Annotated in this window: 19 protein-coding genes; 8 read left to right on the plus strand and 11 right to left on the minus strand. The window is 74.3% G+C overall.

Going from position 1 to position 20,821, the window contains the following annotated elements:
* Positions 1-24 precede the first annotated feature (24 nt).
* Positions 25-1,359 (minus strand): cytochrome P450, encoded by a 1,335-nt coding sequence (locus ACFVVX_RS19510; RefSeq protein ID WP_387947103.1) that lies wholly within the window; start codon positions 1,357-1,359, stop codon positions 25-27.
* 115 nt (positions 1,360-1,474) lie between these two features.
* Positions 1,475-2,878, minus strand: a complete 1,404-nt coding sequence (locus ACFVVX_RS19515; protein ID WP_387947105.1) for an MFS transporter — start codon at positions 2,876-2,878, stop codon at positions 1,475-1,477.
* Between the two features lie 294 nt (positions 2,879-3,172).
* On the opposite strand from ACFVVX_RS19515, the gene ACFVVX_RS19520 reads away from it, so the two are divergent.
* Positions 3,173-3,832 (plus strand): NADPH-dependent F420 reductase, encoded by a 660-nt coding sequence (locus ACFVVX_RS19520; RefSeq protein ID WP_387947107.1) that lies wholly within the window; start codon positions 3,173-3,175, stop codon positions 3,830-3,832.
* Positions 3,833-3,971: 139 nt separating this feature from the next.
* Here the strand turns inward: ACFVVX_RS19520 and ACFVVX_RS19525 are convergent, their stop codons facing one another.
* The gene (locus ACFVVX_RS19525) at positions 3,972-4,562 is read right to left on the minus strand and encodes a sigma-70 family RNA polymerase sigma factor (RefSeq protein ID WP_387947109.1); all 591 of its coding nucleotides are present in this window, start codon (positions 4,560-4,562) and stop codon (positions 3,972-3,974) included.
* Between the two features lie 55 nt (positions 4,563-4,617).
* Here ACFVVX_RS19525 and ACFVVX_RS19530 point away from each other — a divergent pair, with 55 nt between their 5' ends.
* A complete protein-coding gene (locus ACFVVX_RS19530; protein WP_387947111.1) occupies positions 4,618-4,986 on the plus strand; it encodes a zf-HC2 domain-containing protein in 369 nt (122 codons plus the stop codon).
* Positions 4,987-5,233: 247 nt separating this feature from the next.
* Here the strand turns inward: ACFVVX_RS19530 and ACFVVX_RS19535 are convergent, their stop codons facing one another.
* Entirely contained in the window at positions 5,234-6,103 is an 870-nt protein-coding gene (locus ACFVVX_RS19535) for a hypothetical protein (protein ID WP_387947113.1), read from the minus strand.
* A gap of 334 nt (positions 6,104-6,437) precedes the next feature.
* Here ACFVVX_RS19535 and ACFVVX_RS19540 point away from each other — a divergent pair, with 334 nt between their 5' ends.
* Together ACFVVX_RS19540 and ACFVVX_RS19545 are read left to right on the plus strand one after the other, a co-directional pair.
* On the plus strand, positions 6,438-7,739 hold the full coding sequence (locus ACFVVX_RS19540) for an ATP-binding protein (protein ID WP_387947115.1): 1,302 nt from the start codon (positions 6,438-6,440) through the stop codon (positions 7,737-7,739).
* 155 nt (positions 7,740-7,894) lie between these two features.
* Positions 7,895-9,166, plus strand: coding sequence for a cytochrome P450 (locus tag ACFVVX_RS19545; RefSeq protein ID WP_387947117.1), 1,272 nt, complete (start codon positions 7,895-7,897; stop codon positions 9,164-9,166).
* A 62-nt stretch (positions 9,167-9,228) separates the two neighbouring features.
* On the opposite strand, the gene ACFVVX_RS19550 is transcribed toward ACFVVX_RS19545, so the two are convergent.
* Positions 9,229-9,687, minus strand: coding sequence for an Lrp/AsnC family transcriptional regulator (locus ACFVVX_RS19550; RefSeq protein WP_387947119.1), 459 nt, complete (start codon positions 9,685-9,687; stop codon positions 9,229-9,231).
* Positions 9,688-9,806: 119 nt separating this feature from the next.
* On the opposite strand from ACFVVX_RS19550, the gene ACFVVX_RS19555 reads away from it, so the two are divergent.
* Together ACFVVX_RS19555 and ACFVVX_RS19560 are read left to right on the plus strand one after the other, a co-directional pair.
* Positions 9,807-10,436, plus strand: coding sequence for a LysE family translocator (locus tag ACFVVX_RS19555; RefSeq protein WP_387947121.1), 630 nt, complete (start codon positions 9,807-9,809; stop codon positions 10,434-10,436).
* Positions 10,437-10,457: 21 nt separating this feature from the next.
* Positions 10,458-11,951, plus strand: a complete 1,494-nt coding sequence (locus tag ACFVVX_RS19560) for a CoA transferase (protein ID WP_387947123.1) — start codon at positions 10,458-10,460, stop codon at positions 11,949-11,951.
* A gap of 82 nt (positions 11,952-12,033) precedes the next feature.
* On the opposite strand, the gene ACFVVX_RS19565 is transcribed toward ACFVVX_RS19560, so the two are convergent.
* Complete coding sequence (locus ACFVVX_RS19565) at positions 12,034-12,633, minus strand: HdeD family acid-resistance protein (protein WP_387947125.1); 600 nt, start codon at positions 12,631-12,633, stop codon at positions 12,034-12,036.
* Between the two features lie 195 nt (positions 12,634-12,828).
* Between ACFVVX_RS19565 and ACFVVX_RS19570 the strand changes: the two genes are divergently transcribed.
* The gene (locus tag ACFVVX_RS19570; protein WP_387947127.1) at positions 12,829-14,643 is read left to right on the plus strand and encodes an NAD-binding protein; all 1,815 of its coding nucleotides are present in this window, start codon (positions 12,829-12,831) and stop codon (positions 14,641-14,643) included.
* 169 nt (positions 14,644-14,812) lie between these two features.
* Here the strand turns inward: ACFVVX_RS19570 and ACFVVX_RS19575 are convergent, their stop codons facing one another.
* The gene (locus ACFVVX_RS19575) at positions 14,813-15,592 is read right to left on the minus strand and encodes an enoyl-CoA hydratase (protein WP_387947129.1); all 780 of its coding nucleotides are present in this window, start codon (positions 15,590-15,592) and stop codon (positions 14,813-14,815) included.
* A 128-nt stretch (positions 15,593-15,720) separates the two neighbouring features.
* Positions 15,721-16,785, minus strand: a complete 1,065-nt coding sequence (locus ACFVVX_RS19580; RefSeq protein ID WP_387947131.1) for an enoyl-CoA hydratase/isomerase family protein — start codon at positions 16,783-16,785, stop codon at positions 15,721-15,723.
* 165 nt (positions 16,786-16,950) lie between these two features.
* Between ACFVVX_RS19580 and ACFVVX_RS19585 the strand changes: the two genes are divergently transcribed.
* Positions 16,951-17,334, plus strand: a complete 384-nt coding sequence (locus ACFVVX_RS19585) for a bleomycin resistance protein (protein ID WP_387947133.1) — start codon at positions 16,951-16,953, stop codon at positions 17,332-17,334.
* A 145-nt stretch (positions 17,335-17,479) separates the two neighbouring features.
* Here ACFVVX_RS19585 and fahA read toward each other — a convergent pair whose 3' ends face one another.
* The 3 genes from fahA to ACFVVX_RS19600 are packed head-to-tail and all read right to left on the minus strand — an operon-like array spanning position 17,480 to position 20,750.
* Positions 17,480-18,700 carry a fumarylacetoacetase gene (gene fahA, locus ACFVVX_RS19590; RefSeq protein ID WP_387947135.1) on the minus strand — a complete coding sequence of 407 codons (1,221 nt, stop codon included), beginning with the start codon at positions 18,698-18,700 and terminating at the stop codon, positions 17,480-17,482.
* Entirely contained in the window at positions 18,697-19,554 is an 858-nt protein-coding gene (locus tag ACFVVX_RS19595; RefSeq protein ID WP_387947137.1) for a hypothetical protein, read from the minus strand. The genes fahA and ACFVVX_RS19595 overlap by 4 nt, the downstream gene beginning before the upstream one ends.
* The gene (locus tag ACFVVX_RS19600) at positions 19,551-20,750 is read right to left on the minus strand and encodes a homogentisate 1,2-dioxygenase (protein ID WP_387947139.1); all 1,200 of its coding nucleotides are present in this window, start codon (positions 20,748-20,750) and stop codon (positions 19,551-19,553) included. The genes ACFVVX_RS19595 and ACFVVX_RS19600 overlap by 4 nt, the downstream gene beginning before the upstream one ends.
* Positions 20,751-20,821: the final 71 nt, after the last annotated feature.

The following is a 20,821-nucleotide window of genomic DNA, read 5'->3' on the forward strand; positions in this document are numbered from 1 at the left end:
GGTGCCGGGGAGTATCGGGGCCGGTCAGGCCCGCTTGTCGTAGGCGACCGGCAGTTGGTTGACCCCGCGGGCCAGGACGGCGGGCACCCAGGTGAGCGCGTCGAGCTCGCGGCCGTCGCCGTCGGCGGGACGCAGCCCGGACAGCCGGGTGACCAGGGTGCCGATGGCGATCTGGAGTTCGGCCCGGGCCAGGGCGGCGCCGGGGCAGTAGTGGATGCCGTGGCCGAAGGCCAGGTGGGCGTTGGGGGAGCGGTCGAAGTCCAGGACGTCGGCGTCCGGGAACTGCTCCCCGTCACGGTTGGCGGCGCAGAGCGAGACGATCACCGAGTCGCCGGCCGGGACGGCCGTCCCGTGCAGATCGCTGTCCTCGGCGAAGAAGCGCCAGGTGGTGAGCTCGAACGCGGCGTCGTAGCGCAGCAGTTCCTCCACCGCACGGGTGAGCAGGCCCGGGTCGTCGGCGAGGCCGTCGCGCAGCCGGGCGAGCTGCACGGGGTTGCGCAGCAGGGTGATCAGCATGGTGGTGATCTGGTTGGTGACGGGCTCCTGGCCGGCCACGAGCAGCTGGAACACCATGGAGTCGAGCTCCTCGGGGCTCAACTCGCCCGCGTCGCAGGCGGCGACGAGGCGGCCGAGCAGGTCCACGTCGGGCCGGGCCGGGTCGTAGGTGGCGCGCTTGTGGGCGACCACGTCGGCGATGTACGTCTGCAGCCCGCGCAGTCGGCCCTCGTACGCCGGGCGGCCCGGGTCCTGCGGGCCGACGGGCTGGACGACCTTGCCCCAGTCGCGGTCGAAGCGGGCGGCCAACTCCGGCGGCAGGCCGATGGTTTCGGCCAGCACACGGAAGGGGTAGTGGGCCGCGAAGCCGGCCACCAGGTCGGTGTGGCCGCCGTCCGGAAGCTCGTCGACGAGGGCGTCGGCGAGCTCCTGGATGCGCGGGCGCAGGGCCTCCACCCGGCGGGGCGCGAAGGCGTCCAGGACGAGCTTGCGCATCGTGGTGTGCTTCGGCGGGTCCTGGTGGAGCAGGTGCACCTGGAGCTGGGAGTGCTGCGGCTCGGGCATGATCGAGGCGAGCTTGCGCCAACCCTCGTTGCCCAGTGAGTGGTTCTTGCCGAGGCGGGGGTCGTTGAGGGTCTCGTGGGCGGCCTTGTAGCCGGTCACCAGCCAGGCGGCGATCCCACTGGGGAACTTGACCCGGTGGACCGGGCCGGCCTCGCGCATCCGCTGGTAGAGGGGATAGGGGTCGCTCTTGTACTCCGGGCCGTACAGCGGTACCGGGTCCGGGAGTCGGTCGTACCCGAATGGGCAGCGGGAGGCTTCGGCCGGATCGCCGGCCGTCGGGTCGTGGACGGTGTCGGTCATGCGGGTGTTCCTCCGGTCGGGTCTTCGGTGCGGTGGTGCCATGTGCGGTGGTGCGGTCACGCGTGATGGTGCGGTGGTGCTGTGCGGGTGGTGCGGTGCGCCTCGGTCCCGGGTGCTAGGAACCGGAGGCGCCGGTCGTGCGGGTCGTGCGGTTGGTGCGGTGGTGCAGGGCTAGGAGGGCCACGGCGAGCGCGGCGGCGGTCGTGGCGAGGACGAGCCCCGCCCGGTTGCCCGCGGTGCCGGTGCCGCCGAACAGGGTGGCGGCGGTGGCGAGGGCGGGTCCGAGGGCGAAGCCGAGACTGCGGGCGAGCTGGACGGCGGAGCCGGCGGTGGCCATCTGGTCCGGCGGGGAGGCCGTCATCACCAGGGCCTGGACCGGGCCGCCGTTGAGGCCCATGCCGGCCCCGGCGAGCGCGAGCCGCCAGGAGATGTCGATCGGCGACCAGTCGCCGTCCAGCGGGACGAGCAGCAGCATCCCGAACGCGGTGACGGCGGCGCCGGTGAGCGCGGTCGGCCGGGCGCCCCAGCGGTCCGCGAGCCGTCCGCCGAAGCGGCCGGCGAGCACCATGCCGAGCGGGAAGGCGAGCATGGTCAGCGCGGTGGTGGTGGCGCTGTCCCCGTCGTCCCGGCGCAGGTGCTGGGCGAGCAGGTAGTGGTTGGCGGCGAATCCTGCCGCGAGGGCGAGCACCGAGGCGTTCACCCCGGCCGTCCCGGAGGCGCGCAGCACGCCCGCGACGGGTCGTCCACCGGGCCGGCGCAGCCAGTAGGCGGTGAGCGGGGCGGCGGGCAGTGCGAGCAGCAGCCAGAGCGGCGCGTCGGGGGCGAGGGTGAGCGCGAGCATCACGGAGGCCACCGCCGAACCGATCAGGCCGGCGTCGACGAGCGAGTCCCGGTCGGGCAGCCGCAGTCGGCCGCCGAGCGGCGCGTGGCGGCGGGCGATCAGCAGGGCGGCCAGGCAGACCGGCAGCTTGACCAGGAAGATGGCCCGCCAGCCGGTGTGGTCGAGCAGCAGGCCGCCGATCACCGGTCCGGTGACGGCGCCGAGCGGCCCGAGGGTGGCGGGCACGCTCATCGCCCGTCCGCGCAGTTCGGGCCGGACCGACCGGGCGGCCAGGACCGGCATCAGCACGAACAGCACCGCGCCGAAGGCGCCCTGGGCGAGTCGTGCCGCGATCAGCCAGCTCGCCCACGGGGCGACCGAGGCGAGCACGCTGCAGAACGCGAAGCAGCTCACCGCGAGCAGCAGCGCGGACCTGGTGCCGACCTGGTCGAGCCACCGTCCGGCGGGCAGCAGCAGGGCGACCAAGGGGAGTTGGTAGCCGAGTACGGCCCACTGGGCGGTGGCGGCGGAGATGTGGAAGCTGTCCGCGATGTCGGGGAGCGCCAGGTTGACGACGTTCATGTCGAGCATCGCCACGAACGAGAGCAGCCCCGCCGCCACGACCAGGCTCCACCGGTCCTCAGGCTGTGCCTGATCACCGGTCAGTCCAGCGGTGGCCAGCGGCTGTTGCGCTGCCATGGATCTTCCTCCGTCCCCGTACCGTGCCGGACACCGCCAGAGCGGCGGGGTCCGGTACAGCAGTCGGAGGCGCGGCGGCCCCAGTTCCGAACACTTGAAGGAATTTTTCCGGTTGGCCGGATTGTGTCGGTCCTGGCCGGTCGTGATCGCCCACGATCAAGGTGGCCGGGCCGGAATTCCGCGCGGCGGGGCGGGCCTTCGCCCGAATGTCCCCGACGGTCGGAAATAGCCCCGCCCCGGCCGGGGTTGCAGCCAGGCACGACGCACGGTTACGGAAGGCCGGAGAGGATCATCATGAAGATCGGCATTATCGGTGCGGGGAACATCGGCGGGAACCTGACCCGGCGGCTCACCGCGCTGGGGCACGACGTGTCCGTGGCGAATTCGCGTGGCCCGCACACCCTGACCGCGCTCGCCGAGGAGACCGGCGCCACCCCGGTCACGGTGGCCGAGGCGGCGCGCGGCGCCGAGCTCGTGGTGGTGACGGTGCCGCTGAAGAACGTGCCGGACCTGCCGTCCGGGCTGTTCGACGGCGCCGCCGAGAACCTCGCCGTGATCGACACCGGGAACTACTACCCCCAGCAGCGGGACGGCCGGATCGCGGCCATCGAGGAGGGGCTGACCGAGAGCCGCTGGACGGAGCGCCAGATCGGCCACCCGGTGGTCAAGGCCTTCAACGGCACCTATGCGGAGGACATCCTCGACCGGCCCCGCCCGCAGGGCGACGCGGAGCGCATCGCGCTGCCGGTGGCCGGTGACGACGAGGCGGCCAAGCGGGTGGTGCGCACCCTGATCGACGAGCTGGGCTTCGACACCGTGGACGCGGGCGGCATAGACGAGTCCTGGCGCCAGCAGCCCGACACCCCGGTCTACGGCCTGCGTGCGGGCGTGGACGAGGTGACCAAGGCCCTGGCCTCCGCCTCCCCCGAGCGGCCCGAGGCGTTCCGCGGATAGCGGATAGCAGATAGCGGGCAGCGGCGGGCACGGGTGACGGATCCGGCTGACGGCTGACGGTGGCCGGCGCGGCCGGGGTGGAACGGGTGGCGGCGCCATGGCACCGCCACCCGTTCCGGCCACCGTCAGCCGTCAGCCGTCAGCAGGCCGCCGCGAGCTCGGCGGACGGTGCCGCGGCCGGCGTCTCGCCGTGCTCGGCGGCCCGCAGGCGGGCTATCAGCTCCTCGCGGGCGCGGGCGACCCGGGAGCGGACGGTGCCGACCGGGCAGCCGGCCACCTCGGCGGCCTCGGCGTAGCTCAGACCCACCACCTGGGTGAGCACGAAGGCCTCCCGGCGCTGGGCCGGGACGCGGTCGAGCAGGTCGCCGAGGGCGATGCCGTCCTCGAAGCCGGCGGCCGGCGGGGTGCTCTGCCGCTCGGCCGCCTCCTGCCAGTCCGGCAGCGCCGCGCAGCGCGGCCGGGCGGCGGCGCTGCGGTAGCGGTCGATGACCGTCCGGCGCGCGATGGACAGCAGCCAGGTCCGGGCGGAGGAGCGGCCCGCGAAGCCCGGCAGGCTGCGCAGTGCGCGCAGGAACGTCTCCTGCGCCAGGTCGTCCGCCGACTGCACATCGGTGAGGTGGGCGACGAACCGCCACACGTCCCGCTGGGTCTCCCGGACGAAGGCCTCGACATCCGCCGCCCGGCCCTCGCGGGCGGCCAGGGCCAGCGCGGTCAGCTGGTCGTCATCCACGGCGGCCTCCCACCCGGCCGGTCCGGGACGGACGAAGGTGCGGGACGATGGCCGTATGAGATGCGCCCACTTCCGCACCGCCCTGTCCAGCCGCCTCGACGGTGAACCGGCCGGAGTGCCGGACCGGCGGCTGGACAAGCACGTGGAGCGGTGCCCGGCCTGCCGCGACTGGCTGGAGCGGGCGGAGCGGCTGCGCGGACTGCGTCCGGCGGCCCCGGCGGACGGACCCTCGGCGGACTGGTCGGCGGGCCTCCTCGCCCGGCTCGGCGAGGAGGGGCTCGGCGAGGAGCAGCTCGGCGGGGAGCAGCTCGGCAGGGAGGACGCCCGGGAGGGCGGCGCGGTGCGCGGTACGGCGGGAGGCGCTGCGGGCGGCCCCGGCGGAACGCCCGGTGACCGGCCGGGGAGCGGCGGTCCGGAGCGGTAGGACGGTGGCGCCGGGCGAGGCCGGTGCGCCGTCGTAGTCAGGCATGAGAGGTCCCGGGGGAGTGCTGGGCGCGGTGCGGTCTGCGGACGGCACCGCTGCGTCGGACGGGGCCCCGGCGCGCCGGCGCCGCACACGGCGGCGGGCACGCGGGCCCGGGCCCTGGCGCGCGACCGGTTCGAACCGGCACGGCGCAGGGCGACCTGCCCGCCACAGCGGTGACCTTCAGCGGTGACCGGGAGCGGGCGCGTCAGCAGGCGGGGACGAGGGAGGGCGGGCCGCGTCGGACGAGGGCGTGCGAGAGCAGCACCAGCCGGGGCGGCCGGGCGCGCCGGGCGACCGGTCTGGGCGCGGCCGGGGGCCGGTGGCCGCGGGGCGCGGCCAGGGCGAGGATCGGGAGCAGGGCGCCGGCCAGCGCGGCCAGCAGGTCGAACAGCCGGACCAGCGCCGCCTCACCGCGCCAGAGCAGCAGCGCACAGGCGAGCGCCGCGAGCACGTGGGCGGCGAGCATCCCGGCCGACATGCCGTGCGCGGACATGTCGTGCAGGGGCATCCCCGAGGGCGTTCCCGAGGACATCCCCGAGGAGGAGCCCCCCGACATCCCTGACATCCCCGGCATTCCCGACATCTCGGAAGCCTCCGAGGAGCCCGGCAGTCCGGCGCCCGCGGCGGAGGCCGAGTGGTGCATCCCCGCCATGGCGCGGATGCCGCTCACCGGCGGGGCGTCCGGGTCGAGCCCGGCCATCCGGGCCAGCTCGGCGGGCGAGAGGTCGGCGGGCACGCTCTGCGGGTTGCACAGCAGCAGGCCCGCCCAGTCCGTCCCGGCCAGTCGGCCGAGCCCTCCGCCGCCGGTGGCCAGCGCGCCGGCCTGTTGGAACAGCAGGTGCAGCGCGGTCTGCGCCGCGACCATCCAGAGGCTGATCAGACCGAGGCCGCGCCGCTTGCCCGCGAGCAGCCAGGAGAAGCCGAGGGTCAGACCGAACGCCCCCGCCAGCACGGCGGGGGACACCCCGGCGCCGGCCATGGCGACGTGCGCCGTGGCGGCCAGCGCCACGCACAGCGCGGCGAAGACCACGGCGCGCAGCGAGCGGATCCGGTCGGTCATCACGATGGCACTCATCGTCGCACTCGGCCGTGTCGCCCCGTACCGCCCCCTCGGGTATTGGCCGGTTCCGCCCCCGTGAGAGCATGCCCGGCCGCCCGGCCGGGCCCGGTCCGCGGGCTGGTCGGGGCGCCGTGGGCGGGCCTGCCGGGCGCCCGGCGGGTGGCCGCCGGGTGGCTGTCGGGCGCCGTCGCGGTAGAGGCGGTTCGTACGGTTGCCGGCGGTGCCGTTGTCCGTTCCGGCGCGCGACCGGGGGCGGGGCCCGACCGTAGCGTTCGGGCACCGCGCGGCCGACGGCCGCCGGGCGGGTGTGCCGGTACGGGCCGGTGAGGACGGAGAGGCGGGCAGAGTGGTGAACTGGCTGATTCACGACTATCGCGAGGACGATCTCGCGGCGGTGGTCCACTTGATCGACACCACGGCGGAGCTCGGCCAGGAGTCGGTGTTCTCGCTCGCGGAGTGCATCACCGCGCTGACCTCCCGCCAGCCGGCCGTGGTCGCCGTCCACCAGGGCGCGCCGATCGGTGCCGCGCTGGCCTGTGTGGCGGGGGAGCGGGCCTGGGTGATGCGGATCGCCATCGCCCCGGCCTGGCGCGGCCGCGGCCTGGCCAGTTCGCTGCTGCGCGAGCTGGAGCGCCGGCTGGTCTCCTGCCGGGTCCGCCGGATCGCCTACGTCCTGCCCGAGGAGGAACTGCTCGGCGAGGGCCTGCACAACGCCGGTTACACCCGCCGCCCGGCGGCCGCCTACTTCGAGAAGGACGAACCGCAGGCGGGCGCCGCGAGCGGGCTGCTGGAGGAACTGGGCGGGCGGCTGCTGCCCGGCGACCTCTGGGCGAAGGTGGCCGGCATGGAGGCGGAGAAGAACCTGATCGAGCGCCGGGTGGTGCTGCCGCTCGCCGAACCGGAGCGGGCGGCCCGGCACGGGGTGCGCCCGCCGCGGGCGATCGCCCTGTTCGGGCCGCCCGGCACCGGCAAGACCACCTTCGCCCGGGCGATCGCCTCCCGGCTCGGCTGGCCGTTCGTCGAGCTGCTGCCGTCCCGGCTGGCGGACGAGGGCAACCTGGCGGCGGCGCTGCGCGACGCCTTCGCCCGGATCGGGCAGCTGGAGCGGGCGCTGGTCTTCATCGACGAGGTGGAGGAGATCGCCCCGGTCCGCACCGAGGGCGCCCACGGCGGCATGCACGGCGTCACCAACGAGCTGCTGAAGCTGATCCCCGGCTTCCGGGAGGGCGAGGAGCGGCTGCTGGTCTGCGCGACCAACTCGATCCGCTCGCTGGATCCGGCCTTCCTGCGCCCGGGCCGCTTCGACTACCTGATCCCGATCGGCACCCCGGACGCGGCCGCCCGGTCCGCCATCTGGTCCCGCTACGCGGCCGGGCGGGCGGACGTGGACCTCGGTGTGCTGGTCGGCGCGAGCGAGCTGTTCACCCCGGCGGACATCGAGCACGCGGCCCGGGTCGCGGCCCAGGCGGCCTTCGAGCGGGACCTGGCGGTGTCGCACGGCGACGGCGGGGACTACGGGGACGGCGGGGAGGGCCCGGACGGGGCGGACACCGCCGACTACCTGGCGGCCATCGCGCAGGCCCGGCCGACCGTCACCCCGGCGATGATCGAGGAGTTCGGCGCGGACATCACCTCACACGCCCGGGTCTGAGAATCCGCCATAACCAGCCATAGTCCGCCCATATGACGATAGTCGCGGTTTGACACGGTCCTGTCGGTGCTCCCTAAATGTGCTCACTCCATGCGGGCGCATGGCGGGAACTGCGGGCGCATGGCGGGAACGCCGACAGGACAAGGAGGCCCGGTATGGGCACACCCGGCACGGGCACGGTGACCGAACCCGGACCCCCCGCGGACCTGGCCGACCCCCTGTTCTGGCGACTGCCCGCCCCCGCTCGCGCCGCCGCCTTCGCCGAGCTGCGCCGCCGGCCCGGACCGGTCTACTTCGGTGACCCGGCCGCCAAGGGCCCCGGCCGGGGCTTCCACGCGCTCGTCCGGCACGCCGACGTGGTCGAGGCCAGCCGGACCCCCGCCGTCTTCCTCAGCGGACCGGGCGTCACCACCCCCGAACCCGCCCGCTGGGTCCGGCTGCTGTTCGGCGACTCGATGGTCAACCTCGACGACCCCCGGCACGCCCAGCTGCGCCGGATCGTCTCCAAGGCGTTCACCCCGCGCCTGCTCGCCCGGGCCGAGGACGACATCCGCCGGGTGGCCGGCCGCCTGGTCGACCAGGTGGTGGAGCAGCGGCCCGCGGACTTCGTCACCGCCGTCGCCGCGGAGCTCCCCTTCCAGGTCATCTGCAACATGATGGGCATCCCCGAGGAGCCCCGCCGCGCCATCCTCGACCAGGTCAACCACGCCTCCGAGCACACCGGTGTCGCCCGCCCGCTGCGCAGCCGGATCCGGATCCCCGGGCGCGGGCTGCGCGCGCTGGGACGCATGCAGGGCATGGTCGCCGAGCTCGGCCGCGAACGCCGCCGCCGGCCCACCGACGACCTCGTCTCCGCCCTCGTCACCGCCGACGTCGACGGCCGCCGGCTGACCGGGCGGGAGCTCGGCGCCTTCTTCTCCCTGCTGCTGGTCGCCGGCGTCGAGACCACCCGCAACGCGCTCGCCCACGGCCTGCACCTGCTCACCACCCACCCCGAGCAGCGTGCGCTGCTGCTGGGCGACCTGGACCGCCACCTCGGCGGCACGGTCGACGAGATCGTCCGGCACTCCACCCCGATCATCCAGTTCCGCCGCACCCTGGCCACCGACCACGAGCTCGGCGGCCCCGGCGGCACGCTGCTGCGGGCGGGCGAGAAGGTGGTGCTGTTCTTCGGCTCGGCCAACCGGGACGAGGCCGTCTTCACCGACCCGGACGCCTTCGACATCACCCGCAGCCCCAACCCCCACCTCGGCTTCGGCGGCGGCGGGCCGCACTACTGCCTGGGCGCGCACCTCGCCCGGCAGGAGATGAAGGTGCTCTACCGGGAGCTGTTCACCCGGCTGCCCGAGGTGCACTCGATCGGCGAGCCGGAGCTGGTCCCGTCCAACTTCGACCACCGGGTGCGGGCGCTTCGGTTCGGCTACTGACGCCCCGGGGTACCCGGGCCGGCCGGGGCGACGGGAACCCCCAGGGGCAGGCACCGGCGCCGTCAGCCGCCCGTCGGGATGCCGTGGTCGGCCTTCACCTGCTTCATCGTCAGATGCGAGTTGACCTGCGCGATCCCCGGCAGCCCCGACAGCACGTCGGTGATGAACCGCTCGTACGCGGCGATGTCGGCCACCGCGATCCGCAGCAGGTAGTCCGGCTCGCCGAACAGCCGGTGCGCCTCGACCACCTCCGGCAGCCCGGCCACCCGGCGCTCGAACTCCGCCACCGTCTCCCGGTCCTCGTGCCGCATCGTGATCGTCACGAAGGGCTGGAAGCCGCGTCCCAGCGCCGCGCCGTCCAGCAGCGCCCGGTAGCCGTGGATCACCCCGTCGTGTTCGAGCTGCCGCACCCGGCGCAGGCACGGCGAGGGAGTGAGGGAGACCCTGGCGGCCAGCTCCGCGTTGGTGAGGCGGCCGTCCTGTTGGAGCTCGTGGAGGATTCTGCGGTCGATGCGGTCCATAGCGCAACATTCTGCCAAAACCGGACCCGGGGGAGCCCGAAGTGGCCATCGGCTGCCAGCCCGGTCCGGCTACCTTCAGTAACCAGAACCCGCTGCGCGAACACGACAGGTCACCACCCATGGATACGCACGCCCTCCTCCTCTTCCTGGGGGTCGACCTGCTGCTGGTCTGCACCCCCGGTCCGGACTGGCTCTACATCGCCGCCCGCGGCCTCGGCCAGGGCCGGCGCGCCGCCCTCACCGCCGTCGGCGGCGTCTGCGCCGGCTACGCCGTGCACACCCTGCTCTCCAGCGCCGGCCTCGCCGCCGCGCTGCGCGCCGTCCCCGCGGCCCTGCCCGCCCTGCGCATCGTCGGCGCCCTCTACCTGCTGGTACTCGCCGTGACGATGCTGCTCGCGCTGCGCCGGGGCGGGGCCTCCACTGCCGCGGCCGCCCCGCGGCCGCAGCCCACGGCCACCGTGCTGCGCCAGAGCATGCTCACCGCCCTGCTCAACCCCAAGGGCCTGCTGCTCTACCTCTCCCTGGTCCCACAGTTCGTCGACCCCGCCGCCCGCCTGCCGGTCGGCGGCCAGGTGCTCGTCCTCGGCTCGCTCAACGTCCTGACCTGCGCCGTCGTGTACGCACTGGTGGCGCACGCCAGCGGACGGCTCGGCGGCCGGTTCGGCGGCACCCCGCAGGCGGCCCGCCGGATGACCCTCGTCTCGGCGGTGCTGCTGATGCTGGTGGCTGGGGTCACGGCGAGCGCCTGAGATCAGGAGCAGAATGCGCACATGACAGAGCGTTCGATGCCCTCGGTCGACCCGGCCCCCTCGGCCGACCAGCCCACCGCCCACGCCTGGGCGGCCCTCGGCGGACCGCCCGGCCTGCTGGACCGGGTCTCCTTCCACGGCCCCGACACCGTGCTGTCCTCGCGGCTGCCGGTGCGCCGGCTCGCCCGGGCGACGGTCGCCGCCTGTTCGCTGGCCGCCGCCGAACTGGCCGCGCTGCGCGCGGGCGGGTCCGGGGCGGGTGCGGGCGGTGCGGCCGCGGGTGCCGACGCGACGGCGGCGGGCACGGGTACGGGCGGCGAGCCGGGTGCGGTGGCGGAGGTCCGGGTGGACCAGGGCGCCGTGGCCACCGCCTTCGTCAGCGAGCGCCATCTGCAGATCGACGGCCGCACACCGGTCAGCTTCGCCCCGCTCTCCGGCTTCTGGCAGACCGCCGACGGGTGGGTCCGCACCCACGCCAACTACCCGCACCACCGGGTCCGGCTGCTCACCGCCCTCGGGCTGCCCGCCGACACGGACGCCGACCGGCTCGGCAGGACACTGCGCGAGCACCCCGCCGAGTGGATCCAGGAGCGCGCGTACGAGGCGGGGGCGCTCGCCGTCGCTGTCGCGCCCCCGGTTCCGGGCGTCCGGCACCCGCTGGTGGAGTCCCGGGTGGTCGGCGAGGCGCCGGTCCGCCCGCTCGGGGCCGCCGCCCTGCCCGCCGACGGCATCCGGGTCCTCGACCTCACCCGGGTGATCGCCGGGCCGGTCGCCACCCGCACCCTCGCCCTGCTCGGCGCGGACGTGCTGCGCGTCGACCCGCCCCGTCTGCCCGAGGCCGAGGACGCCCACGCCGACACCGGCTTCGGCAAGCGCTCCACCCGCCTCGACCTCACCGGACCCGCCGACCGGGCCGTCTTCGAGGACCTGCTGGCCACCGCCGACGTCGTCATCAGCGGCTACCGCCCCGGCGCCCTCGACGCCTTCGGGCTCGCCCCCGAAGCCCTGCTCGAACGCCGCCCCGGGCTGGTCGTCGCCCAGCTCTGCGCCTGGGGCTGGACCGGTCCGTGGGCCGCGCGCCGGGGCTTCGACAGCCTGGTCCAGGCGGGCGCGGGCATCGCCGCCACCCTGGCCGACGCCGACGGCCGCCCCGGCGTCCTGCCCGCCCAGGCCCTCGACCACGGCACCGGCTACCTGCTCGCCGCCGGCGTCCTGCGCGCCCTCACCGACCAGCGCACCGGCCGTCCCGGCGGCCGCCACCTGCGGTTCTCGCTCGCCGGAACGGCGTCCTGGCTGATGTACGGCATCGATCCGGCCGCACCGGCGAGCGCCGAGCTGTCAGGTGCCGCGCTGCCGAGCGAGGAGCCGTACGACGCCGCGCTCCGGCTCGCCGAGACCGACTCCGCGTACGGCCGGCTGCGTTACGTCCTCCCGCCGGTCTCCTACCGGGGCGGCCCCGCCGACTGGTCCCGACCGCCGGGGCGCTGGGGGACGGACCGGCCGGTCTGGCGCTGACCGGACGGCCCGACCGGCGGTTCTGCCTGCCCGTGCTCAGCCCGACGCGGCAGGTCCCGAGCCGGGCGCGGACCTCCCGCGGTCAGACACCGGACGGGATCTGCTTCGCCCGGCTGCGGACCTGGAACGCCGTCACGATCTCGATCAGTCCGAGGATCAGCAGCCAGCACCCGGCCAGGACGGTCAACGCCTTGATCGAGCCGACCGGCCAGACCATCAGCAGCACGCCGGCCAGGGTGTTGGCCACACCGGCGAAGGCCTGCCAGCCCCGGGCCGGCATGTCCGGGTCGGAGGCCGCGGCGACGAGCTGGGTGATCCCCCGGAACAGCCAGCCGATGCCGATCCAGATCGCCAGCAGCAGGATCGACTGCACGGCGCTGCGGAAGCAGAGCAGCCCGAGCAGCACACAGATCGTGCCGCTGATGAAGGCCAGCACCCGCAGCGCGGTGGAGGCGTGCGTGCCGAACGCAGCGACCAGCTGCATGATCCCGATGATCAGCAGATAGAGGCCGAACAGCACGCCCACCACCGTGAGCGTCTGCTTCGGCCAGACGAAGACGATGATCCCGAGGCCGAGTGAGGCGAGCCCGGCGACCAGCAGTACCTGCCAGGCGGCCTTGGCGAGCATTCCGAGCGGCCCGGGGACCGGGGAACCGTCGGGGGTGATGATCGGAGAGACCACGGTGGCGTACTCCTGGTGACTGGTGACGGGTGACTGGCAGGGGGCGTTCCCCATGGTCGTCGCGCCGGGGCCGCTCCGCTCGCCGGGTACGGCCGTTCGGGGGACCGCACCGGGGCCGGTGGCCCCCGAACTGATAGCCCCTCAGTCGCCGGAAGGACACCTCCCGATCACCCGGCGTCGATACCATCCGGCGATATGACTTCTGAAGGGTGGGGGACCCCTCCGGTCGAGCCGATCAGCCAGCACTACATCGTGTGCGGCGGCAACGCGCTCGCCCACCGCCTGATCGTCGAACTGGTCGAGCACTACGAAGTCCCGGTGGTGGTGCTCGTCCCGGACCGCACGCGCGACCACGCGCCGCGGATCGAGCAGCTGCCCGGTGTCGCCGCCGTGGTCGAGTACAGCAGCGTCACCGAGGAGGCGCTGCGAGCCGTCCGGGTCGAGACCGCGCGCGGCCTCGCCCTGGTCGACGGCAGCGACCAGGAGAACATCCACACCGCGCTCAGCGCCCAGGGCCGCAACCCCGGGATCCGGATCGTGCTGCGGATGTTCAACCAGCGCCTTGGCGAGAACATCGAGAAGCTGCTGAAGAACGGCGCCGCGCTCTCCGGCTCCGCCACCGCCGCACCCGCCCTCGCCGCCGCCGCGCTCTCCCGCCCCAACGCCGTCCAGGTCGGCGACCGCTTCCTGCACATCGCCTTCGACGAGGACATCGACTCCGGCCGGATCTGCGTGGTCGCCGATCACATCGACCGCCAGGACCTCAGCCGGATCCGCCTGCTCCCGGACCAGGAGACCGACTCCGCCTCCTTCGTCCGGCTGGCCGGCGAGTTCGGCGACGGCGGCCCGATCCGCCCCGGCGGCGCCCGGCCCGACCCGGAACCCGAGCCCGACCCGGCCGAGACCGGCGGGGTGGCCGCCCTCCAGGCGCTGCCGGGCGAACCCGTCGTCCGGATCGCCTGGCTGCGCCGCCTGCGCTGGCGGCTGCTCGACACCCTGCGCTTCTTCACCAGCGCCCGGCTGCGCCTGGTGCTGATCACCGCGCTCGCCGCCGTGCTCCTCGCCTTCGGCCTGCTCTGGTACCTCAACCGGGACTTCGGCTGGTCGCTCTACGTCTCCCTGCTGGACCTGGCCGGCGCGGCCCAGCCCGACCAGCCGGGCGGCGCGGCCGGGGGCACCGGGACGGGCGGCACCTGGCAGCGGGTCGCCCAGGTGGTGATCACCTTCTGCGGGATCACCTTCGCGCCCGTCGCCACCGCCATCATGGTCGAGGTGCTGGGCTCCGGCCGGCGCGGCCAGCCCCGGAACCCCGGTGCCGGCACCCGGGACCACGTCATCGTGGTCGGCCTCGGCAACGTCGGCACCCGGGTCGCCACCCAACTGCACGGCCTCGGCGTACCGGTGGTCGGTCTGGAGCGCGACCCGCAGGCGCGCGGCATCTCCGCCCTCCGGGCCCTCGGCATCCCGGTGGTGGTCGGCGACGGTCCGCTGGAGGACCAGCTGCGCAGGGCCCGGCTGAAGCACAGCCGGGCCCTGGTGGCGGTCAGCGGAGACGACGCCACCAACCTGGAGGCCGCGCTGGAGGCCCGTGCCGGAAAGCCCGAAGTGCGGGTGGTGGTACGGATCTTCGACGACAACTTCGCCGGCCACCTGTACGCCACGCTGGACAACGCGGCGTCCCGCTCGGTGTCCTACCTGGCCGCGCCCGCCTTCGCCGCCGCCCTGATGGGGCGGGAGGTCCTGGGCACGCTCTCGGTGTTCCGGCACGTCCTGCTGATCGCCGAACTGCGGGCCGAGGAGGGCGGCGGCCTGGTCGGCATGAACCGGCACGACATCGAGGACCCGGGCGGGGTACGGGTGGTCGCCGTCCGGCTGGCCGCCAACCCCGCCGTCCACCTGTGGAACTACGCCGACCGGACGCGGGGCCTGGCGCCGGGGGACCGGATCGTGGTCGCCGCGACCCGCAGCGGGCTCGCCCGGCTGAACACCGTCCCGGTCAGCGAGGACTGACGGCCGATCGGGTGGGATCGGCCGCCAGCCCGGGCGTGTGCTCGGCGACGGGCGCGTGCTCGGCGACGGGTGTGGCTCCGGGTCGGCGGTGCCCGGCCGGACGGTGCTCGGCCGGGCGGCCGGTCCGAGGGCTACGTCCTCGCCGGCCGCTCGTCCAAGGGCCGCTCGATCACCGGTGGTTGAAGGACGGCGGGCGCTTCTCGGCGAAGGCCGCCATGCCCTCCTTCTGGTCACTGGTGGCGAACGTGGCGTGGAACAGCCGCCGTTCGAAGCGGACGCCCTCGGCGAGCGTGGTCTCGAAGGCGCGGTTGACGCTCTCCTTCATCATGATGGCGGCGGGGGTGGACATCGCCGCGACGGTCTCGGCGGTGGCCAGCGCCTCGGCCAGCAGCTGGTCCGCCGGGACGATCCGGGAGACCAGGCCGGCCCGCTCGGCCTCCTCGGCGCCCATCATCCGGCCGGTCAGGCACAGCTCCATCGCCTTGGCCTTGCCGACCGCCCGGGTCAGGCGCTGCGAGCCGCCGATGCCCGGGATGACACCGAGCTTGATCTCCGGCTGCCCGAACTTCGCGGTGTCGGCGGCGAGCAGGATGTCGCACAGCATCGCCAGCTCGCAGCCGCCGCCGAGCGCGAACCCGGCCACCGCCGCGATCACCGGCTTGCGCAGCTCGGCGAGCCGGTCCCACGGGCCCAGCCAGTCGTCCAGGTAGACGTCGGGGAAGTTGTTCCCCTGCATCTCCTTGATGTCCGCCCCGGCCGCGAAGGCCTTCTCCGAGCCCGTGATCACCAGACAGCCGATCTCCGGGTCCCGGTCGAACGCGGTCGCCGCCGCGATGACCTCGTTCATCAGCTGCGTGTTGAGCGCGTTGAGCGCCTTCGGGCGGTTCAGCGTGATCAGCCCGACCCGGCCCTTGCGCTCGACGAGGATGGTCTCGTAGGTCTCGGTCATCGCCATTGACTCCCATTCCGCTGCTCGGCGCCACGCCGTGCGCCCTTGACCACCCAACGATCTCCGACACGGACCGCCTCGCGCCAGTCTTGCCATGCGAGACGGTCATCACGGGAAGGTGGGCAGCGTCAGGCCAGGCCCAGTTCGTCGCCCTCGCGCGGCGCGAGGAAGCGGGCGACGTCCTGCGGCGTCACGGCGGCCAGGGTGGCGGGCGACCAGCGCGGATTGCGGTCCTTGTCGACGACCTGGGCGCGGATGCCCTCCACCAGGTCGGGGGCGGCCAGGGCGGCGCAGGAGATGCGGTACTCCTGGTCGAGGGCCGCCTCCAGGGAGGTGAGGGTGCGGGCGCGGCGGAGGGCGGCGAGGGTCACCTTGACGGCGGTCGGCGAGTTGGCGAGGAGCTGGTCGGCCGCCTCCTTGGCCTCCTGGACGCCGGTGGCGAGCAGCCGTTCGACGATCTCCTCCACGGTGTCGGCGGCGTAGCAGGAGTCGATCCAGTCCCGCTGTCCGGCCAGGGCCGAGGGCGGTGCGGGCCGGGCGTGGGCGGCCACGGCCTGCGCGACTGCCTCCGCCGCATCCGCACCCCCAGCCGGTTCGAGTGCGGCCAGGTCGGCCAGCAGGGCCGGCACGGCGGCCGAGGGGACGAAGTGGTCCGCGAAGCCGCAGAGCAGCGCGTCGCCGGGGCCCATCGACGCCGAGGTGAGCCCGAGGTGGGTGCCCGACTCGCCCGGCGCGCGGGCGAGCAGGAGGCTCCCGCCGACGTCCGGCACCAGGCCGATCCGGGTCTCCGGCATCGCCACGACGGAGCGCTCGGTGACGATCCGCACCGCGCCGTGCGCGGAGAGGCCGACACCGCCGCCCATGGTGATGCCGTCCATCACCGCGACGTACGGCTTCGGGTAGCGGCCGATCAGCGCGTTGAGCTCGTACTCGTCCCGGAAGAAGGCCCGTGAACCGGCTCCGCCCGCCTTGGCGTCGTCGTGGATCGCGCGGATGTCCGCACCCGCGCAGAGCCCGCGCCCGCCCTCACCGGTCAGCACCACCACGTCGACGGAGTCGTCCGCCGCCCAGCCGTCCAGCGCCGCGCGAACGGCGCCGATCATGCCGTGGGTCAGCGAGTTGAGCGCCCTCGGCCGATCGAGCACGATCCGCCCGACCCGGCCCTCCGTGAATACCCGTACCTCTGTGCTCATCGGACCCGCTCCCGTCCCTCGTCCGCCGTGAAGATCCGCGTGACACGCTACTAGGCGCTGCTCCGCCCGGGTGTCGCGGTGGCTCGGTCACGCGATGGACGGGGGCGGCGGACCCGGCCGCGAGTCCGGACGCGGGTGTCGGGGCGGCGCGCTACGGTGTGCCGCATGGACGAGTACGCGGTGCCCATCCTGCCCAGCCGCGAGCTGGGTGAGACGCTCGACTTCTACGCCCGCCTGGGCTTCGAGCAGCGAGGCGCGCCACCGGAGCAGTACGGCTACCTGATCATGGTCCGGGGCACCGTGGAGCTGCACTTCTGGCACCACCCCGAGGTGGATCCGCTGGCCACCGCGGGCAGTTGCTATGTGCACGTCGCGGATGCGGAGGCCCTCCACCGCGAGTGGGACCGGATCGGCGTGCCGAGCGATCGGGCGACGGGCAGCCGTCTGCAGCCGCCGGTCGACACCGACTACCGGATGCGCGAGTTCGCCCTCGTCGACCGCAGCGGCAATCTGCTGCGGATCGGCAGCCCGATCCCCTCCTCGGCCTGACCGCCGAGGTCCCTGTCGTAGGGCTCCCGACCACCGCGCTCCTGACCACAGCGAGCCCGACCACCGCGCCCCTGATCATCGCGGTGGCAGCGAAGGGCGGCGCCGGAGTACGGCGCCGCCCTTCGGTGTTCGGACCGGCGGAGTCCTACGGCGCCACGCGGCCGGCGACCTCGCCGAGGCCGACGAGGGTGCCGTCGGGGCCCGGCGCGGTGGCGGTGATGGTGACCTCGTCGCCGTCCTCCAGGAAGGTGCGGGTGGTGCCGTCGCCGAGCTTGAGCGGCTCCTCGCCGTTCCAGGTGAGCTCGATCAGCGCGCCCCGGGTCTCGCGCTCGGGGCCGCTGACGGTGCCGGAGGCGAACAGGTCGCCGGCCCGCAGCGACGCGCCGTTGGCCGTCATGTGGGCGAGCTGCTGGGCGGCCGTCCAGTACATCGAGGCGAACGGCGGGCGGGAGATCGTGTGCCCGTTCAGGCTGACCTCCAACGCGAGGTCCAGGCCCCAGGGTTCGCCGCCCCGGTCGTCCAGGTAAGGGAGCGGTTCGACGTCCCGGGCGGGCGGGCTGACCCGGGCGTGCTCCAGGGCGTCCAGCGGGACGATCCACGGCGAGACCGAGGTCGCGAAGGACTTGCCGAGGAACGGGCCGAGCGGCACGTACTCCCAGGCCTGGATGTCGCGTGCGGACCAGTCGTTGACCAGGCAGACGCCGAACACGTGCTCGCGGAAGCGGTCCAGGGTGACGGACGTGCCGAGCGCGGACGGGGCGCCGACCACGAAGCCGACCTCGGCCTCGATGTCCAGCCGGCGGGTCGGGCCGAAGGACGGCGCGGCCTCGGTGGGCGCCTTGCGCTGCCCCTGCGGCCGGACGACGGGGGTGCCGGAGACCACGACCGTCCCGGCCCGGCCGTGGTAACCGATCGGCAGGTGCTTCCAGTTGGGGGTGAGCGGGTCCGAGCCGGGGCGGAAGATCCGGCCCAGGTTGGTGGCGTGGTGCTCGGAGGCGTAGAAGTCGACGTAGTCGGCCACCTCGAACGGCAGGTGCAGCTCCACCTCGGCCAACGGCACCAGCAGCGGCGAGACGGCGTCCCGGCAGGACTCGTCGGTGAGCCACCGGGTGAGCTCCGCGCGGACCTGCGTCCACACCGAACGCCCCGCGCCGAGCAGCGGGTTGAGGGTGTCGGCGGACAGCAGGACGGACGGCGACCCGGTGGCGCGGGCGGCGGCCCCGGCGTCGAGGACGAAGTCGCCGATGCGCACGCCGATCCGCCGCCGGCCCGGCTGGTCGGCTGCGGTGAAGACGCCGTACGGCAGGTTGTGCACGCCGAAGGGCGAGTCCTGCGCGCTGGCGAGCCAGCTGCGGGGGGTGGTCAACGGTCCTCCTGGGGCGAGGGCTGGTGCGGTGAACTGGAGGGCAGCAGGCCGAGTCCGGCCAGGTCGTCCAGCGGTTCGGTGATGCTGCAGGTGCCGAACGCGGTGAACGAGTTCCTGATCACCGTAACCTGATGCACGGTCAGTTCGCCGACCGCCTTGGCGAGGACCTCGCCGGAGCGCTCCGCGAGCACCTCGGCGGCGGCCGTCCGGTCGGTGGCGAGCGCGGCCAGCAGGACGTTCAGGAAGCCGTGGTGCTCGAAGCCGGTGACCGGGTCGGTGTGCCGCACGGCGTTGTGCAGGCCGGCGGTGCACTTGTACGGCAGCCCGCGCTGGGCGCAGCCGGTGAGGAAGGCGGCCAGCTCCCGCTCGTCGGGGAAGGCGCCCGCGACCAGCCCGCCGGTGCGGAACTTGGCCCGGTAGGGGCTGTCGACGAGGATGTCCAGCACCTCGTCCAGCCCGTCGCCGCGCAGGAGTTCGCGCGGCAGCTCGATGGCGGCCGGCACGTGAGGCGGCAGCAGCAGGTCCAGCGCGGCGACGGCCTCGCCGGCGTCGCGGGTGGCCAGTTCGACGCCGGCGATCTCGAACGGCGCGGCGGCCGCCAACGCCGGGCCGAGCTCCGCGCTGCCCCCCGGCAGCACGAGCCCGACCCGGAGAACCGGTCCGGCCGCCCCGGCGGCTGCGGCCAACTCGCCCAGCCGGCCCGCTCCGCAGAGGAACGGGCCGACCGCCTCGGCGTACCAGGCGGAGCGGTGCCCGCGGTGGGCGGGCACCGCCTCGGCGACCGGCAGGTTCCCCGGCGGGAACACCGCCGCGTCGTCGAACAGGCCCTGGAAGAGCGCGGGGATGCGGCTCATCGCTTCGGCCCCCGGCCCGACCAGGTCCACGCGTAGTTGCCGTCCTCGCTCGCCCGGCCGCCCTCGCCCAGCTCCAGCGGACGGAAGGTGTCCACCATCACGGCGAGCTCGTCGAAGAACTCGGCGCCGATGCTGCGCTCGTACGCGCCCGGCTGCGGGCCGTGGGTGTGGCCGCCGGGGTGCAGCGAGATCGAACCCTGGGCGATGCCCGAGCCCTTGCGGGCCGCGTAGTCGCCGCCGCAGTAGAACATGACCTCGTCGCTGTCCACGTTGGAGTGGTAGTAGGGCACCGGGATCGACAGCGGGTGGTAGTCCACCTTGCGCGGCACGAAGTTGCAGATGACGAACCCGTTGCCCTCGAACACCTGGTGGGCCGGCGGCGGCTGGTGGATCCGGCCGGTGATCGGCTCGTAGTCGCGGATGTTGAAGACGTACGGGTACAGGCAGCCGTCCCAGCCGACCACGTCGAACGGGTGGTGCGGCAGGGTGTAGCGGGTGCCCGCGACGCCGTTCGGGCCACGGTGCTTGACCAGCACGTCGACGTCCTCGCCGTCGACCAGCAGCGGGCCGGCCGGGCCGCGCAGGTCCCGCTCGCAGTACGGCGCGTGCTCCAGCAGCTGACCGTACTTGGAGAGGAAGCGCTTCACCAAGGTGATGTGGCTGTTCGCCTCGATGCAGTAGGCGCGCAGCGGCTCGTCGCCGGAGGGCACCCAGCGGTGCGTGGTGGCCCGGGGGATGAGCACGTAGTCGCCCTGGCCGACCTCCAGCGTGCCGAACACCGTCTCGACGGTGCCCGAGCCGGACTCCACGTACACGCACTCGTCGCCGAGCCCGTTGCGGTACAGCTCGCTCGGGGCCCCGGCGGCGACGTACGAGATCCGCACGTCGCCGTTGCCGAGGACGAGCCGCCGGCCGCCGACCACGTCCGCGGACTTCCACTCCTGGCCCGCGAACAGCTCGTGCAGCTTCAGGTGGCGGGGGAGCAGGGGATGGTTGGGCACCGTGGACTGGTCCGGGAGCTCCCACGGCACCGCGTCCACGACGGCCGAGGGGATACCCCGGTGGTAGAGCAGCGAGGAGTCCGAGGAGAACCCCTCCTCACCCATCAACTCCTCGTAGTACAGACCGCCTTCGGGTGTGCGGTGCTGCGTGTGCCGCTTGGGCGGGATGCTGCCCAGCTGCCGGTAGTGCGCCATCGTCCTGCTCCTCCTGGGCCGTTCGCCGACCGGCCCCTCTGGCCCGTCGCCGTGTGCGCTCCGATCGGGGT

This window comes from Kitasatospora sp. NPDC058170 (assembly GCF_042883905.1).
In the GTDB taxonomy this organism is placed as follows: Bacteria; Actinomycetota; Actinomycetes; order Streptomycetales; family Streptomycetaceae; genus Kitasatospora.